The organism is Phenylobacterium sp., from assembly GCF_036402295.1.
Lineage (GTDB): Bacteria > Pseudomonadota > Alphaproteobacteria > Caulobacterales > Caulobacteraceae > Phenylobacterium.
This window is the reverse complement of sequence record NZ_DASWTE010000270.1, coordinates 1-15,773: the sequence shown is the minus strand read 5'-3', so window position 1 is coordinate 15,773 and position 15,773 is coordinate 1. Positions and strand designations below refer to the sequence as shown.

At 67.8% G+C, this 15,773-nt stretch carries 12 protein-coding genes; 4 read left to right on the top strand and 8 right to left on the bottom strand.

Features of this window, described 5'->3' with window-relative positions:
• On the top strand, positions 1-366 hold a 366-nt coding region (locus VGD44_RS16525; protein WP_331089064.1), incomplete at its 5' end, for a hypothetical protein.
• Between the two features lie 112 nt (positions 367-478).
• The gene (locus tag VGD44_RS16520; RefSeq protein WP_331089062.1) at positions 479-1,369 is read left to right on the top strand and encodes a hypothetical protein; all 891 of its coding nucleotides are present in this window, start codon (positions 479-481) and stop codon (positions 1,367-1,369) included.
• A 292-nt stretch (positions 1,370-1,661) separates the two neighbouring features.
• Here the strand turns inward: VGD44_RS16520 and VGD44_RS16515 are convergent, their stop codons facing one another.
• The 3 genes from VGD44_RS16515 to VGD44_RS16505 all read right to left on the bottom strand — a co-directional run bounded on the left by VGD44_RS16515 (position 1,662) and on the right by VGD44_RS16505 (position 4,932).
• A complete protein-coding gene (locus VGD44_RS16515; RefSeq protein WP_331089060.1) occupies positions 1,662-2,066 on the bottom strand; it encodes a hypothetical protein in 405 nt (134 codons plus the stop codon).
• 221 nt (positions 2,067-2,287) lie between these two features.
• The gene (locus tag VGD44_RS16510; RefSeq protein ID WP_331089058.1) at positions 2,288-4,603 is read right to left on the bottom strand and encodes a membrane-bound PQQ-dependent dehydrogenase, glucose/quinate/shikimate family; all 2,316 of its coding nucleotides are present in this window, start codon (positions 4,601-4,603) and stop codon (positions 2,288-2,290) included.
• 20 nt (positions 4,604-4,623) lie between these two features.
• Positions 4,624-4,932: a YciI family protein gene (locus VGD44_RS16505; protein ID WP_331089056.1), complete on the bottom strand. Its 309-nt coding sequence runs from the start codon at positions 4,930-4,932 to the stop codon at positions 4,624-4,626.
• Between the two features lie 92 nt (positions 4,933-5,024).
• On the opposite strand from VGD44_RS16505, the gene VGD44_RS16500 reads away from it, so the two are divergent.
• The gene (locus tag VGD44_RS16500) at positions 5,025-6,134 is read left to right on the top strand and encodes a helix-turn-helix domain-containing protein (protein WP_331089054.1); all 1,110 of its coding nucleotides are present in this window, start codon (positions 5,025-5,027) and stop codon (positions 6,132-6,134) included.
• A gap of 54 nt (positions 6,135-6,188) precedes the next feature.
• Here VGD44_RS16500 and VGD44_RS16495 read toward each other — a convergent pair whose 3' ends face one another.
• The 5 genes from VGD44_RS16495 to VGD44_RS16475 form a co-directional block, all read right to left on the bottom strand.
• The gene (locus tag VGD44_RS16495; RefSeq protein WP_331089052.1) at positions 6,189-8,495 is read right to left on the bottom strand and encodes a TonB-dependent receptor; all 2,307 of its coding nucleotides are present in this window, start codon (positions 8,493-8,495) and stop codon (positions 6,189-6,191) included.
• Between the two features lie 19 nt (positions 8,496-8,514).
• Positions 8,515-10,644, bottom strand: a complete 2,130-nt coding sequence (locus VGD44_RS16490; RefSeq protein ID WP_331089050.1) for a hydantoinase B/oxoprolinase family protein — start codon at positions 10,642-10,644, stop codon at positions 8,515-8,517.
• Positions 10,644-12,719, bottom strand: a complete 2,076-nt coding sequence (locus VGD44_RS16485; RefSeq protein WP_331089048.1) for a hydantoinase/oxoprolinase family protein — start codon at positions 12,717-12,719, stop codon at positions 10,644-10,646. Before VGD44_RS16485 ends, VGD44_RS16490 begins: the two co-directional genes overlap by 1 nt.
• Positions 12,720-13,122: 403 nt before the next feature.
• Positions 13,123-13,800: a nitroreductase gene (locus VGD44_RS16480; RefSeq protein WP_331089046.1), complete on the bottom strand. Its 678-nt coding sequence runs from the start codon at positions 13,798-13,800 to the stop codon at positions 13,123-13,125.
• Positions 13,801-13,919: 119 nt separating this feature from the next.
• Positions 13,920-15,371 carry an aldehyde dehydrogenase family protein gene (locus VGD44_RS16475; RefSeq protein ID WP_331089043.1) on the bottom strand — a complete coding sequence of 484 codons (1,452 nt, stop codon included), beginning with the start codon at positions 15,369-15,371 and terminating at the stop codon, positions 13,920-13,922.
• Positions 15,372-15,545: 174 nt separating this feature from the next.
• On the opposite strand from VGD44_RS16475, the gene VGD44_RS16470 reads away from it, so the two are divergent.
• Positions 15,546-15,773 (top strand): helix-turn-helix domain-containing protein (locus VGD44_RS16470; protein ID WP_331089041.1); only part of this gene is annotated, 228 nt, incomplete at its 3' end.

Sequence of the window (15,773 nt, the reverse complement as noted above, 5' to 3'; positions counted from 1 at the left end):
CCTGACTTCACCGAAAGGGAGACCGCCATGTCGATACGTCACTACGCCTTTGCCGCGTCCATCGCGGCCATCCTCGCCGGCAACGTCGCCGCTGCGCAGCCCCAGCCGGCGCCGTCGACAACAGCGCAGCCCACGCCCACCGATCAGACCGCGCCGGCCACTGCCGCGCCGGTCGAAAGCACCGCCCCGGTGACCGCACCTTCGGCGACGGCGGCAGGCACGCGCGCCTCCGTCAGCGTGGACGCCACCGGCGCCCGGGTCACCGTCGTGTCCAATCCGCCGGTGCCCGACACGCCGGAAAACCGTGCGAAGTACGGAGGCCCTATGTCGGACGGCGGGCGGAAGACGGCGCCGCGCGGAAACTGAGGCGCCCTGCCGCTGCGCGCCCTTTGATGGACATCAAGGACGGTCGTCCGGCTTGAGAGCCCTGGTTTCGAGAGGTCTCAGCCTCGCGATGTGGGACGGTGGAGCTTTGCCCATGCCCTCCAAATATACGCTTATCCAGTATCGCCCTGATCGCGGCAGCGACGAGCGGCTCAACATCGGGGTCATCGCCTGGGACGCGGACGGCGCCCACGTCGTCTTTCTCGAGTCGTGGGAGCGCGCACGTTTATTCGGCGGCCAGGACGTGGCCTTCCTGCGCGAATTCGCTCAGTCGATGGAGAGGCGTCTGCCTGAAGAAATCGAGCTGCTTGCGGGCGAACTGACGGACGAATTGGTCGAACGATGGTTGGGCGATGTGGCCCATAGTGTCCAGCTCACGCCCGCCCAGGGCGCGCCCGAGGGCGCCAAGAAGCTCGTTGCAAGCCTTGCCGCCCGTTTCCTCTATTCGCCGCCTCCCAGGGCCAAAAAAGGTCGGTACCGGCGAGCCGCGGTTAGCCACGCCTATCGGATCATCAAGGCGGCCGTAGGTGCGAAGGCGTCCAAGGGAGCCAAACCGCAGGTCCACCTCCACCGCCCGCTCGAGGGCAAATTTGGCGAGCACCTGTTTGACCTCGTTCTCTCCGACGGCAAGCCATTGGCCGGCGTCGCCGCCATATCATTCGAGGTGAGGTCGAGGGCGCGCCTCCAAAGCGAGGTGGACGCCGTCGCCTGGGCGTTGGATGACGTGCATCGGCTGGACAAGGGAATGCCTCTGGCCGTCTTCGTCCGGCCGCCGACGAACCCCGAGGCCGAGCAAGTGTTCCTGGCGGCTTCGAAGACGTTCAACGGTCTGGGCGCAAAGGTGATGCAGGATGACGCGGCCCTGGCGCGCTGGGCCACACGTCAGGCCGGTCGTCCCAGGACAGCCGGCGCCCCTAAGCCGCCGGCAAACCAACAGCCGAGACGCGCCAGGTCCGCCGCGTCGAAGCATCCGCCGCCAGGCTAGGCCGCCCCTCAGATCGCCAAGGTCTGCAAAGGGGCGCCCCTCGGGTTAGGTCCAGTACCGAGACTCGCCGGCGACGACTGACCGTCGACAACCGTCCTGCACGCCTGGGAGGGCGGGCGCCACGCGTTCTTCTACGACTCCCGGGCGCCGGAAGCGCGCGAGGCCTACGCGGTGATCGCGAAGTTCTTCACCGACCGGCTTCGTTGAGCTGGACGTCCGCTACCCGGTCGGACGTCCGCTACCCGGTCGGCTGCCAAGTTCCACTCCTGGCGCATCTCGGCCTGACGAGCGCCTACGCGAAGAGGCGTGCAGGCGCGCCGGCCAGGCACGTCGTCATCATCGCCAAGGCCTCGAGCCTCGCAGGCTGTGGCCCCGGCGTGTTCAGGAACACGACCGCCTTGCCCTCAGCGTGAGCGAACGCCGCCTCGACGAGGGTGTTCGGGCCCACGTAGCCGTCGACGCCATTCCGGGCGAAGTTGGCGATGAGCACGACGTCCGACGCCCGGATGCGCTCGAGATAGCCGAAGAGGTAGCTCTGCTTGCGGCGGACCGCGTCCTCGAGAGAAAGCGACTCCCACGGCGCCTCGTGTTCTTCCCGCACAGGCGTGGCGACGGACGTCGCCTGCGGACGCAGCTCGGCGGCGATCGCCTCCATCTCATCGATGAAGGTCATCGAGCCGCAGATCGCGATCTTCATGTCCTCGCTCAGCCCTGTTGCGCATCGTCGGCGGCTTCACTTCGTCGACGATCACCCTGGAGGATGTCTGCTTCCGGCGCAGGCGCCAAGTTCCGGTCGTGGCGCATCTGAGGCCTCGGACCATCGATCGCTCCTGGCGAAGTTGAGACGTCACACCGGTCCGGCCGGTCGTCAGAGAGATCGGCCGGACTGCCCTTGCCCCTTGTGCTGTCGCAACTTGGTCATCGGGCCGGCAATGCGTACGCGATGGTGTAGTCCCCCTTCCTCGTCTCCAGGAACGAGTGACCACCAGCCGTGATCACGACGTACTGGCGCCCGCCGGACATGTAGGTCATGGGGGTCGCCTGACCGCCGGCCGGCAGCCGGGCTTTCCAGAGTTCCCTGCCGCTGCGCAGGTCGAAGGCGCGGATGTAACGGTCGAGCGTCGCACCGATGAAGATGACGCCGCCCCGAGTGGTCACGGCTCCGCCTTGGTTCGGAACGCCAATGGGAAGCGGCAGCATGGAGGGTTGCCGGAGCGGCCCGGAGTCCCGGGCGGTGCCCAGCGTGCGCTTCCACAGCACCTCATTTGTCCTCAGGTCGATCGCCTGCAGATAGCCCCACGGCGGCGCGACGCAGGGCGTCTGCAGGGGGCCGAGAAACGGCTCCTGCTGCGCCGCATAGGGTGTTCCCGTCATCAGCGGCGTCCAGCGGGCGTTTGCGATTTCGCGCGTCACGGCGGCACGGGGCACAAGGCGAAGCCGCCATGGGAAGTTCATCGAATTGACCACGAGGATATTGCGATCCCCGTCGAGGGAGAGGCTGCCCCAGTTGATCGCCCCGGAAAGGCCGGGGGAGACGATGGTCGGCCGGTCCGTTCCGGCGGGCGTGTACATGCCGTCGTACCGGGATTGCCGGAACTTGATCCGGCACATCATCTGATCGATGGGCGTCGCGCCCCACATCGAAGCTTCCGTGAGCCGAGCGCCGGTGACGCTCAGCGCCGAGAAGGGCTGGGTAGGGCTGAGCCGGTCGCCGCCGACGACGCCCTGCGGCACGGGACGTTCGGTGACCCGCACGATCGGCCGGCCGGTGCGACGGTCCAGGACATAGAGCTGGCCCTGCTTGGTGGCCTGGACGACGGCAGGGACCGGGCCCGCCGCGGTCCTGAGGTCCACGAGTAGCGGCTGGGCCGGGACGTCGTAGTCCCAGAGGTCGTGGTGCACGGTCTGGAAGGACCAGCGGGGTCGCCCCGTGTCCAGATCGAGTGCGACGATGGAGCTCCCGTACCGGTCATCGAAAGGCCGGCGCAGACCGCCGAAGAAGTCCGGGCTCGGATTGCCGGTGGGCACGTAGACCAGGTTCAGCGCCTCATCGACGGCAAAACTGCTCCACGAGTTCGGCGTGCTACGGGTGTAGGTCTGGCCGGGTGGGGGCGCGCCGACGCGCTCCGGCGCACCCATGTCCCACGCCCATTGAAGGGCGCCGGTCACAGGATCGAAGGCGCGAATGACCCCGGACGCCACATTGGCGGACTGGTTGTCGACGACCATGCCGCCTAGCACCACGTGGCCCTTCACCGAAGCCGGTGGCGACGAGGTATATTGAGCCCCCGCCGAGACGGGGCCGATCCCGTCCAGGAGCGAGACCTGTCCGTTGGCGCCGAAGTCGGAGCAGGGGCGGCCGGTCTTGGCGTCGAGGGCGAACAACCGCGCGTCGATCGTCGTGGCGAGGATGCGGCCGGCGCAGGCGTCCGGCTCCGCCCCGACCCGGGCATAGGAGACGCCCCGGCAGGCCATGATCGCGTAGTTGGCGGCGCCAACCCGGGGATCGAAACGCCACCGCTCCTTGCCGGTCCTCGCATCGATGGCCATCACCACGCTGTTGGGCGCGCAGGTGTAGAGGGTGTCTCCGACCTTGAGGGGGGTCGCCTGCGCCGACGCGGCAGGCGCGGGCGCGATGCCCGAGCGGTGGATCCAGGCGACTTCAAGCCGCCCTGCGTTGGCGGGCGTGATCTGGGTCAGTGGCGCGAAGCGTGTGCCGCGGGTGTCGTTGGCGTAGTGCAGCCAATCGGTATCGGTTGGTGATGACCCGACCGCCGCCGCGGCTTCCGCAGCTGCGGATACCCGCGTGCTGAACGCGCCTGGCAGGACGAACGAGAGCCCTGTCACGCCGATGCCGACGAGGGACGCGGCGCCGGCAAGGCTGATGCGCGCGATGAGCGGGCCTTCCGCCTTGCGGCCCACGAGGAACGCCAGGCCCAGGCCGGCTGGTGCAAGGAGCCGGGCCACAAGCGCCCAGGGCGCGAGACCCGCCTCCGCGAGCGCCCAGAGTAAGGTGGCCGCCAGCACGACGGCGTAGAGCCGGTCGCCCCATGGGCTCCCGCGCCCGTGCATCACCGCCGACGCGAGGACCAGCAGCCCCACCACTGCGTAGTAGGGAGAGCCGCCGAGGCTGAGGAGCGAGATGCCGCCCACCAAAAGGGCGCCGCCGACAAGGCCAAGCAAAGCGGAAAAGAGCGCCCTGGGCAGGCGCCGCATGAAACCCCCGGTCGTCATGTGTGCGTTCCCCTCCGCCCTCAGGCGGGCCATTCGATGATCGGGAGGCGGCTCAGGGCCGGAGCGATCTCCACGACCCGGAGGTCGCGATAGACGCCGGCCTGGCAGAACGGCTCTTCGGCAGTCCACGCGCGAACAGGGTCAATGTCGTCGGCTTCGAAGACATAGATCGAACCCTGCTGGTGGCCGTCGGCGTCCAGCATGGCCGTGGCGAAGCGGATCATCTGGTCGTGTTGCAGCACGAAGGCGCGGTGAGCCGGCCGCACGCGGTCACGCAGCGCCATGCTGTGCGGCGGGTGGTCCAACCCAACCACGGCGTAGAACGGCATGCGCGGAGGTCTCCTCGACGATGGTCTTCGGGCAGCAAGTGTCGCCTGATCTGGCGGCCCGCGCCTTGACCAGGACTCCGGCAGACTTGGCCATGCGTCTGGAACGCTACCCCAAGCTGGCGCCGCGCAACCGGCGCGCCGTTGCATTTGCATCGAATATAATGATCATCAGAAATTGCCAATTTGACCGACCGATCGAACAGGGCCGGCAACGCGGGGAGGATGCGATGGAATTCGCAGCGGTGGCCGGGCAACCGGAGCTGAAGGCCATTCCGAATGGCCTTTCCGGCTATGAGGCGGTGGTCCGCGACGTCTATTTTCCGATGAAATTCGCACAGGAGAGCCGCGGCGGCGCCTTCGAGGCTCGCGCCGAGAGCTGTCAGATCGGCTCGATCCAGATGTCCCGCGTCTATGCGACGGGAGGCTATGGCGGTGGGTATCGCGCCGATGGCTCCGAGCGGAGCGGTGGTTATGTCCTGAACCTCTGCGAAGAGGGGGGCGTGTTCTTTGAAGGGCGACGTAACTGCGTGACCAAGCCGGGCGACCTGCTGTTGCTCAGCACCAGCCAGGCCTTCGACGTCTGGCAGCAGGATCCAGCGCAGGCCCTGGCGATACATGTTCCGGGTTCGCTGCTTTCGATGCAGTGCGGCAACCTGGACGATCTGGCCTTCATGACCGTCGGCTCGTCCGAGGGATCCGCGGCGATCCTGCGAGAGATGATGATCTGCTGCTGGCGGCAGCGCGCCAGCATTCAGACCTCCGCCACGAACGAGCTGGTGAATGCGCTTCTGAGCCTGATCGGCGCGACGTTCCGGCCCTCGGCGCAAACGACCTCGTTCACCTCACTGTCGATGCAGATGCACTTCCTGCGTATCCGCAGTCACATACTCGCTAACCTTGCCAGCGAGGACCTGTCCTCGGACAGCATCGCCGAGGCCGTCGGGCTCTCGAAGAGCTACCTCTTCGCGATCATGAACGCCGCGAATACGACCCTTGGCCACTTCATCCTCGATCAGAGGCTGGAGCGGGCCCGTCAGCTTCTGGAATTCCCGACGCACAAGAGCCGCTCGATCTCGGAGATCGCTTTCTCCGTGGGCTTCCAGGAGCTCTCGCACTTCAGCAAGCGCTTCTCGACCCGCTTCGGAAAGTCGCCGAAGGCGTTCCGGGCGGACGTCTCGGCCGGGGCGGCCGGCAGGGCCTAGGGCCGGGTTGCGCGGGAGCAGGCGAAGGCCGGGGACGCCTTCGCCTGCCGCGTTCTAGAACTCGTAGCCGAACTGAACCCCGAAAGTGCGCGGCTCGTGAGGGTTTGCGAAGGACCAGAGGCCCGCGACCGTGAAGGCGGCCGCCGTTCCCCGCTCGTCGAGCAGGTTGCGTCCAAACACCGAAATCCGGACCTTGCCGTTAGCCATCGGGGCCACGAGCGCGATGCTGGCGTCGACCAGGCTTTCGGCCTTGGTGCGGACGCGGGGATCGTTGGAGGGGACCTTGAAGACCCCGTTCACCAGCGGCGGGGCGACGGTAGCGTCGCGTCCGATCTGCTGATCGTAGGGGTCGATGTAGCGGTAGGAGCCGCTGACGCGCCATTCGCCGTAGTGCGCCGGGATCGCGTACTCGAAGCTGAACGATGCGGTGACGTCCGGCGCATAGATCAGGTCGACGTCTGAGTAGTCGTAGATCGCCGGCGTGCCTTCCTGGGTAAGGAACTCCCCGAACTTGGCGTCCAGCAGGCCCAGAGACACGCGGATGGTGAGGGCGGAAACCGGGCGCGCCGTCAGGTCGAGCTCAATGCCGTTGATCTCGGCGGACGACGCATTGGTGATGATCGTCTGGTTCCCCTGACCGCCGGCGAACGGGATGGTCGTCGACTCCTGGATGTTGTCGTACTTGGTGTGGAACGCGGCCAGGTTGACGTCGAGGCGCCGATCGAACCACGAGGTCTTCAGACCGCCTTCGAAGGAGTCGACCGTCTCCGGTTCGAATGGGGTCGTGGCCGCGAATTGCGAGAGCCCCCGGCCGCTGAACCCGCCCGAGCGGTAGCCGCGTGAGAAGACGCCGTAGACCATAACGTCGTCGTTCGGACGATAGTCGATGCCGATCTTGGGCGTGAACTCGTTCGAGGACGCCGAGGCTTTTGGGAATTGGGCGCCGAGGTAGCGGGTCTGGTTGGTCTTCTTGTCCCACGAGTATCGCCCGCCGAAGGACAGCCGCCACTTTGGCGCGAACGCCCAGTTGAAGTCGCCGAAGGCCGCGGCGGTCTCGGACTGGCCGCGGGTGATCTGCGGCAGCGGATTCTCGACGCCCGCGAAAGTCGTATACTGGGTGAGTTGGTACTCGCCGTCGTAGTAGTAGCCGCCGACGACGTAATCGAGATCTGGGGTGATGTTGCCGCTGGCCCGCAGCTCTTCGCTGAACTGGTAGAACCGCTGCTTCCGGTCGGTAACGTAGAAGTTCAGGCTCGAGCCGCTGAAATCCGTCCGTTGCCGCTCGAATACTCGTCGGTAGCCAGTGACCGAGACGAGATGGATGCCTCCGACGTCGCCGTTCAGTTCCAGCGTCGCCGCCGGCGTCCGCCCGTGGGCGGGGAACTTCCCGCTGAACACGGTATAGAGGTCGCGCGTCGAGTTGCGGTTGCGCTCGTTCAAGGGCTCCAGGTCGCAGAGCAGTTCGCCCGTCTTGCAGATGTTCGCATTGGCCTGGTCGAAGCGGGAGGATTGCTGCTCCAGGGTGAGGAGCGCGCTAAACGTGTCGCTGGGGGTGAAGAGCAGCGAGAGGCCGTAGTTCTCGCTGTTGCTGGCGCCCCGCCGGTCGCCAACGTCCGACACCAGGCCCTTGAAGCCAATGGCCCTTACGCCCTGCTTCTGGAAGCCCTCGGTCTGGGTGTGGAAGTAGAAGAGCTTGGCCGCCAACTTGTCCCCGACGAGGGGCAGATTCACCACGGCGCGAGCGCTGAAGCTGTCGAACCGGCCGTAGTCGACGCCGAGCTTCGCACCCCAGACGCCCGTCGGACGGGTCCGGGTCACGTTGATGACCCCGCCGATCGTGTTGCGACCGAAGAGCGTCCCCTGCGGTCCGCGCAGCACCTCGATGGAGGCCAGATCGAAATTGTCCATCAGCTGGGCGGTGTTCGAGCCTTGGAACACGCCGTCGACGACGAGCGCCACCGACGGATCGAACGACTTCTCATTGTCGGCGAACGACAGGCCGCGGATGGAGACATTGGCGGTCTGGAAACCGGACACGGCGGGAGTGAACAACAGGTTCGGCACGGCGCCGTGGAGATCCGAGATCTCGGTCGCGCCGACAGCCTCCATCTGCGCCGCCGAAACCGACGTCACAGCCACCGGCGTCTCCTGTATCGTCTCCTTACGCCGCCGCGCGCTGACGACGACCTCTTCGATCTGGGTCCCGTCCGCGGGCGCGGCGATAGCAGTGCTCGCCGCCGTGGTGGTCTGCGCGGCGGCAGGCGGAGCCAGCGCGAGCGCGGCCGCTGAACTGGCGAGAAGCAACGCGCCGCGGCGGCGTTGGCAGGCCCGGAAGCCGCCTCCGTGGATCGATGTTGTCATGGGTCCCCCCTAGGGATGGCTAGTGGCCGCGGGTTGCGAGTTGGGCAGGCGCCCAGCTGGTCCAGCGGCTCGGTTCGGTGCGGAACGAACGCTCCGCGCCATCGGCGACGACGTCGACGAACAGCGTGTGACCGGTGACGGGATCGAGGTAGGCAACAGCCTCCACCTGCTCAGCCATCGGCAGAAAATCGCGGATCACGGGGCATCCGTCCGTCCACTGGCCCGGCGCAAGCGCAAGCGGCGCACCCGACCGGACGCTGACGGCCACCCCGCCCTGTTGCTGAACGCCCGAGGCCAGGGGCGCGGCGTCTTGTTCGTCGCGCCAGCCCACCGGAACGTCGCTCCACGCGAGCGGCGCCTTCGCGGGAGCCGCGAGCTTCAGACGCGCCTGAAGGCGCTGTTGGCGAAGGGATCGCGTGGCGTCCTCGTCGCCGACAACGACACCGTAGTCCTCCTGCGCATCGTCCGCCGTGATGCGGCGCTGCCGAACGTCGGCCTCGACACGTTCGAAGGGGCGGTCGAGGGGGTCGCCCCAACCTCCGCCCCCGGCGTTGAGGCAGATGAAGCGGTCGCCGCGATGGAGCACGAGGCCGGCCGCCTGCGGATACACATGCTCTCGAGCGCCGTCGACGCGCTCGATGAACGTGGCCGTCGTGCCGCCCGGATAGCCGCCGGCAAAGCCCACGAGGGGAACGCGCTGCCGATTGCCAATGGCCGAGCCCGTCAACACCTCGACGCCATAGGGTTCGTAGACGATCTCCAGCCGGCCGCCGGCGCGCTGCGTCCCGATCCCGCTCGGTCCGTACAGCAGGCGCTTGGAGACGATCCGCCAGGGATACCAGGACTCCCAGACCTCCACGTCCGGGTATTCCAGCAGGTTCGACTGGCCGATCTGGTAGACGCCGAGATCGGTCCCGTCGCGCGCGGCGGAACCCGCGCCGCCGACAGCCATCGCCTCGGTCATCGTCCAGTAGAGCGGCTCCCCGTCTTCATCCTTGCCACCCCAGATCTGGGCCGTGTAGCCGGAGGCCGGGGCGGGGGGCATCAGGAACCCGCGGGCGGAGCTGTTCGGCGAGGCCTCGATGGCCATCATCAGCGCCCGGATCGCGCATTCGGCGGTGGTCATGCCCACGTCCATATGGGCGTTGCCGATCGGCGCCGGCGGCAGGCTGTTCACGATGGTGCCCGGAGGGCAGATCGCCTCGAAGCAGTCGAAAAGCCCATGGTTCAGCGGCAGGTCGTTGGCGAAATGCGAGGACAGGTCGGCGCCGATCTCCGACGTCACGATGAAGTCCTTCGAGTTCATGAAGTGGTTGCTCTGCGGCGATGCGCCGGTGAAGTCGAAGGTGAGCTTGTCCTGGGCGACCGTGAGCGTGCAGGGGACGTGGTAGAGCTCCTCGCACCACTCGACCCAGCTTTCGGCGCGGTACGTGCCGGGCTCCAGTTCGTTGATCCGCCGCCGTACCTCGCGGCGCACGCGATCGGCGAGTTCGTCCAGGGCCGCCGCATAGGCCCCGGCGCCCATGTCCTCGACGATCTTGACGAGTTCGCCGGCGGCCACGTTGCAGCCGGCCGCCAGGCTGCGCATGTCCATCTCGACCACCGCCGGGATGCGGATGTTGTTCTTGAGGATGGCCCAGATGTCGGACTGCTCGACGCCCGCCCGCGAGAGGCGCACGGGCGGGAAGCGGATGGCCTCCTGGTAGCACTCGGTGGCGTCGGCGGCGTAGGAGCCCTGGGCCATGCCGCCCATGTCCAGCATGTGCGCCGACGACGCGATCCACGAGACCAGGCGCCCGTCTACGAAGACCGGAAGGATCACGAACACGTCCTGGGGGTGAAGCGCGCCGCCGTGGTGGGGGTCGTTGGCGAGGAAGAGGTCGCCGGGCGCCAGCGTCTCGCCATGCGCTTTCAGCACCGCCTTCACCGAGCTGCTGGCGCCGTAGAAGTGCAGACGGATCTTGCCGCCGCCGACCACCAGGCGCCCCTCGGCGTCTAGCAGCGTGCAGGAGTAATCCTTTGAATCTGTGACGATCGGGCTGATCGCGGTGCGCTCGATGGCGCGACCTCCGTCGGCGCAGATCGCGTCCAACCGGAACCGAAGCAGCTCGACCTGGATGAAATCGACACTCTTGGGCACGTGCAGCATCAGGCCGCTCCGAGTTCGAGGGTGATGGTGTTGAAGGCGTCGACGCTGCCCGTGCCGCCTCGCGGAACCCAGAGCGTGTTGTCGACGGCGTCGACCAGCGCCGGTCCCCGGAGCAGATGCCCAGGCAGCAGGGCAGTGGCCTGGTAGACGGGCACCTCCTCGGGCGCGTCCGGGGCCAGCCAGACCAGGCGGGCGCCGGCGGCTGGCGGAATCCCCGCCGCCGCGCTGGCCTGGGAGGGCATCCGCACCCGGTCGGTCCTGCCGATGCCGACGGCCCGGATCGAGACCAACTCGATCTTGGCGCCCTCGACGATCGTGCCCTTGCCGAACAGCGCGGCGTAGGACTCGAAGAACGCTTCCGTGAGGCGAGGTTCGTCGAATGGGAGCGATGTCGTCAGGGTCAGGTCCGCGCTCTGGCGGAGGAACTGCACGTCGGCTTCGAACCGGACCTCCTGCGCCTCCGCCGCGATGCCGTTGGCGTCGAGATCCTGCATGACCAGGCGCCGGAGCTCCGAGAGGTTCCGGTCAATGACGTCCGCCTCCAGCGGCAGAACACGGCCAACGGCGCAGCTTCGCTCCAGCCGGACGTCGGCCGATCCACCTCCGAAGGCGGAAAGGACGGAGGCCAAGGCCGGGGAAAGCATCCGCGGGATGCCGACGGCCTGGCTGACCGACGCCATGAACAGCGGCCCGCCGCCGCCGTACGCGATGGCCGAGAGATCCGGCGCCTTCAGGCCGTTGGCCGAAACCAGGGACCGCATGGCGCTGACCATGTCGGCCAGCGCGGTCTCGCGGATCGCCCAGGCCGTGGCCATCGCGTCCAGGCCGACCTGCGCGCCCAGCGCGGCGCAGGCCGTGGTCGCGGCGTCGCGGTCAAGCCGCATCGAGCCGCCCAGGAAGGTCTCGCCCTCGATGTAGCCCAGGAGCAGCAGGGCGTCCGTGATCGTGGCCTCGGTCCCACCGCGGCCGTAGCAGGCGGGACCCGGCGCCGAGCGTGCGCTGCGGGGGCCGACCCGCAGCATCCCACGCCGATCGATCCAGCCGACCGAGCCGCCGCCCGAGCCCACCGACTCCACCTCGACATGGGACTGCGCGACGGCGACGCCGTGGAGTTTGCTGCGATGGCCTCGCACCGGCTGTCCCGAAGCGATAACGGCGACATCGAAGCTCGTCCCGCCGACATCGCCGCAGACCGCCTCCGTGATGTGTTGCGTGCGCGCGAGTTCCGCCGCTGCGGCGACACCGGCCGCTGGCCCCGAGGCGGCGAGGCGCAGCGGTGCGCGTCTCGCTTCTGTCACCGTGGCCGTGCCGCCGCTAGCCTGAAGGAGCAGCAACGGCGCGGTCAGGCCAAGGCCCTTGAGCCGCCGCTCGAGCTGTTCGATGCCGCCGAGCGCGTTCGCGCAGAAGGCGTTCATCACCGCCACCATGGTCCGCTCGTACTCGCGCCGGACGGGTTGCAGGGCGGCGCCGCAGAATACAGGCAGGTCCGGGTAGAGGCCGCGGACGGCCTCCGCGGCCAACTCCTCGTGGACAGGATTGACGTAGGACCAGAGGAACGAGATCGCGAGGGCTTCGACGCCTTCGCCCTCCACCAGGCGGCGGGCGGCCGACGTCGCCTCAGAAGCGCTCAAGGCTCCGAGGACATGGCCGTGCCGGTCCAACCTCTCGGGCAGGCCGAGGATGCACGACGGCTCGATCGGCACCCAGGGAAGCTCCAGCCAGCCATCCCGCGAAATCCGGTCGCCACGCGCGGTGAGCGCCAGGGATTCAAATCCCTGGGTGGTCAGCAGTCCGACTTTCAGCCCCTCGTGGGCGGTAAGAGCATTGGTGACGGCGGTCGTGCCGAGGCCGAAGCGGGTGACCTGGGGAAGGAGCTGATCCAGGCTCACACCGAGCTGCGCCGCGGCCTTTTCGCAAGCGGCGATGACGCCAGCGCCGATGTCTTGCGGATCAGTGGGGGCTTTGGCGCGGACGGTTCGCGCCTCGGTGCTGCAGACGACGTCTGTAAATGAGCCGCCCACGTCGACCCCCAACGCGGCGCGCTCGACCGGTGTATTCTCTAAGGAACCAAGCATGCGAGCGACCGTAGATGCCCGACGCCTGAGGCGCTTGGCTGCGGAACTTGGATCCTTGGCCAGCGCTACACGACAGCGCCGCCCGAGCCTGGGTGAAGCCTGGGCAGGTGCGATGAGCAGCCCGAGCCAGTTAGATGCGGGTCGAGATCGCGCCTCCGAAGGGCGCTCTGGTCGGCTTTGAACTAGGGCTCATCGCGACCTTAAGCCGGGACGGCGCTGTCGTTGAGCTGCGGCGCGCGCCGGAAGCTGCAGCTGCTTGCCGTCTCCCGGGTCGTTTGATTGGGCTTGAAGGTCTGCTTCTCGCACCGTGCTGAATGTCGGTTGCTGACGCAGGGCTGACGCTGACCAGGAGGTTTGCGCCACGCCGAAGGCATGGCCACGGCCACCGCTGCAGGGGCCTCGCCTATTCGTCGAAGCCCACGAAGACTGTGGCCTCCTTCACCGACTTGCGTTCCGAGACGACCGCGTTGGCCGGAAAGGTCTCGTCAGGCCAGCCGAGGGCGATGCTCTTCATGATCACCTGGTCGTCGGCGATGCCGGCATGTTCGCGCACCACGGGCGACTGCATGATGCCCTGGCTGTTGATCACCGCGCCCAGTCCCCGCGACCAGGCGGCGTTGACCAGGGCCGTGGCCACCGCGCCGCAGTCGAAGGGCGCGTCGTCACTTCCTTCCAGCGCCTTGTCGAAGGTCACGATCACGCAGACCGGAGCGTCGAACTGGCGGAAGCCGCGCAGCACCCAGTCATGGCGGCCCTCCTTATCGTCGCGGGCGATGCCCATGGCGCCGAAGAGTTGCTTGGCCACCCCGACCTGCCGGTCGCGATGCTTGCCCTCGAAGGCGCCGCCGACGCGGAACTCACGTGAGTGCGGCACCCCCGCCATGTTGCGCTCGGTGTTGCCCGCGCGGATCCGGTCCAGCGGCTCGCCGGTGATGATGTAGAAGTTCCAGGGCTGCACGTTCATCGACGAAGGCGCCCGCATCGCCAGGCCGATGATCTCCTCGATCAGCGCCCTGGGAACGGGGTCGGGCTTGTAGCCGCGGATGCTCCGGCGGCCGAGGATGACGTCGTCAAAGTCCATAGAAGCCCCTTTGGTGATCGGCACAGGCCATCGTCCCCGCGTCCTGGCCGCGCCGCAGGACCCAGTCGACGACGCGTCGCCGCATTCTCCCGCGTTTAGACCGTTCAGGAAGCCAGACCTCAAGCCTGCTTCGGAATGTAGATGGCCTTGGGCTGGGTGAATTCGAGCAGGCCCGGCAGACCGTTCTCGACGCCGAAGCCGGATTGCTTGTGGCCGGCGAGGGGCGTGAAGGGCGTGGCCTGGAGGTTCTGGTTGATCCAGACCGTGCCGGTTTCCAGCCGACCGGCAACGTCGAGCGCCGTGTCCACATCCTTCGACCAGACCGCGCCGGCCAGGCCGTACTCGGTGTCGTTGGCGCGGGCTACGACGTCGTCGATGTCGCGGAACTTGAGGAGTGGCAGGACCGGGCCGAACGCTTCTTCCGTGACCACGCGGGCGTTGTCGGGTGGATTGTCGACAAGGGTGATCGGCACGAAGTAGCCGCCTTCCGGCACCGGGCCGCCCTCCAGCAGGGTCAGGCCGTTGGCGCGGGCGTCGTCGATCAGCTCCAGCACCCGACGATGCTGTGGGGCGTTCTGGATCGGGCCCAAGACAGCACCTTGCTGGGCGCCATCGCCCACGGTGACGGCCTTGGCCAGGGCATGCAGGCGATCGCGGACGGCGTCGTAGATGTCCTCGTGGACGTAGAGCCGCTTGGTGGCCACGCAAATCTGGGCCGTGTTGAAGAAGGCCCCGAAGAAGAGCTGCTGGGCGATGGCGTCGACATCGACATCCGGCATGACGATGGCCGCATCGTTCCCGCCGAGCTCGAGGGTGAGGCGCTTCAGGTCCCGGGAAGCGGCCTCCATCACCTTGCGACCGGTGGCGGTGGAGCCGGTGAAGGAGATCTTCGCAAACCCCGGATGGGTGGTCATCAGCGGGCCCAGCGCGTCGTCGCCGCAGATGACGTTGAGCACGCCGGGCGGGAAGACGTCGACGAGCAGCTCGCCCAGCTTCAGGGTGCATAGCGGCGTGAACGGCGAGGGCTTCAGGACCAGCGTGTTGCCGGCCAGCAGCGCGGGCGTGATCTTCCAGACGGCAAGGGTGATCGGGAAGTTCCAAGGGACGATGCCGCAGACGACGCCCAGCGGCTCGTGGCGCACCTCGATGCGGCGCTGCGGGGTGTCTTCGGTCACCTCCACGGGGAGGTCCAGGTCGGCGCCGGCCCGCATCCAATAGACGGCCTGCAGGATCTCGCCTTTCGCACCGTCGATCGGGCGGCCCTGCTCGCGGGTGAAAAGGCGGGCCAGAGATTCGGCGTGGGCTTCAAGGATGTCCGCGGCCGCTTTCAGCCGGCGGCGGCGCTCGGCGATGGGGGTGGCGCGCCATCCCGGGAAGGCCTCCCTGGCAGCGGCCACCGCGGCGTCCAGCTCCGCCGGCCCCGCGTTCGGGACGTGAGCGAAGGGCTGGCCCGTGGCCGGGTTCACGACCGGCAGCGTCGCAGCCGTTGTCACTGGCCGACCGGCGATGGTCATGACGTAGCCGGCCTCGAGATCGACGACCGGCGGAGACGTCGCGGTAGCGTCGGACATGGTTTGGCTCCTCCGAAATGACCTCGCAACAATAATCGAATGTCATTAGGTTTGTCGACGCCGCGTCGCGCAGAGGGCGCCGTAGCGTGCGGGGAGGCGGCGGGCCGAGCGGCCCGCTTGCGCCCCGCGCGCAAAATCGATGTATCAAAGGCTTCTTCGGAGCACAGGAACCTCATGGCCCGGCCGCGCAGCCCTCTGATTTCCCGGGAAGCCGCCGTTCGCGCGGGCCTTGCGGTGCTGGATGAGGTGGGGCTCGAGGCCTTCAGCCTGCCGATGCTGGCCAAAAAGCTCGAGGTGAAGGCGCCGTCACTCTACCACCACTTCCGCGACAAGTCGGAGGTGCTGGCCGAGATCGCCCGGCAGATCATGCTGGACGCCGACGAGCCGCGCCGCCTGCCGAAC

Coding starts and splice junctions, on each gene's coding strand:
- VGD44_RS16520 (WP_331089062.1), top strand. CDS start 479: ATGCCCTCCAAATATACGCTTATCCAGTATCGCCCTGATCGCGGCAGC.
- VGD44_RS16515 (WP_331089060.1), bottom strand. CDS start 2,066: ATGAAGATCGCGATCTGCGGCTCGATGACCTTCATCGATGAGATGGAG.
- VGD44_RS16510 (WP_331089058.1), bottom strand. CDS start 4,603: ATGACGACCGGGGGTTTCATGCGGCGCCTGCCCAGGGCGCTCTTTTCC.
- VGD44_RS16505 (WP_331089056.1), bottom strand. CDS start 4,932: ATGCCGTTCTACGCCGTGGTTGGGTTGGACCACCCGCCGCACAGCATG.
- VGD44_RS16500 (WP_331089054.1), top strand. CDS start 5,025: ATGCGTCTGGAACGCTACCCCAAGCTGGCGCCGCGCAACCGGCGCGCC.
- VGD44_RS16495 (WP_331089052.1), bottom strand. CDS start 8,495: ATGACAACATCGATCCACGGAGGCGGCTTCCGGGCCTGCCAACGCCGC.
- VGD44_RS16490 (WP_331089050.1), bottom strand. CDS start 10,644: ATGCTGCACGTGCCCAAGAGTGTCGATTTCATCCAGGTCGAGCTGCTT.
- VGD44_RS16485 (WP_331089048.1), bottom strand. CDS start 12,719: ATGCTTGGTTCCTTAGAGAATACACCGGTCGAGCGCGCCGCGTTGGGG.
- VGD44_RS16480 (WP_331089046.1), bottom strand. CDS start 13,800: ATGGACTTTGACGACGTCATCCTCGGCCGCCGGAGCATCCGCGGCTAC.
- VGD44_RS16475 (WP_331089043.1), bottom strand. CDS start 15,371: ATGTCCGACGCTACCGCGACGTCTCCGCCGGTCGTCGATCTCGAGGCC.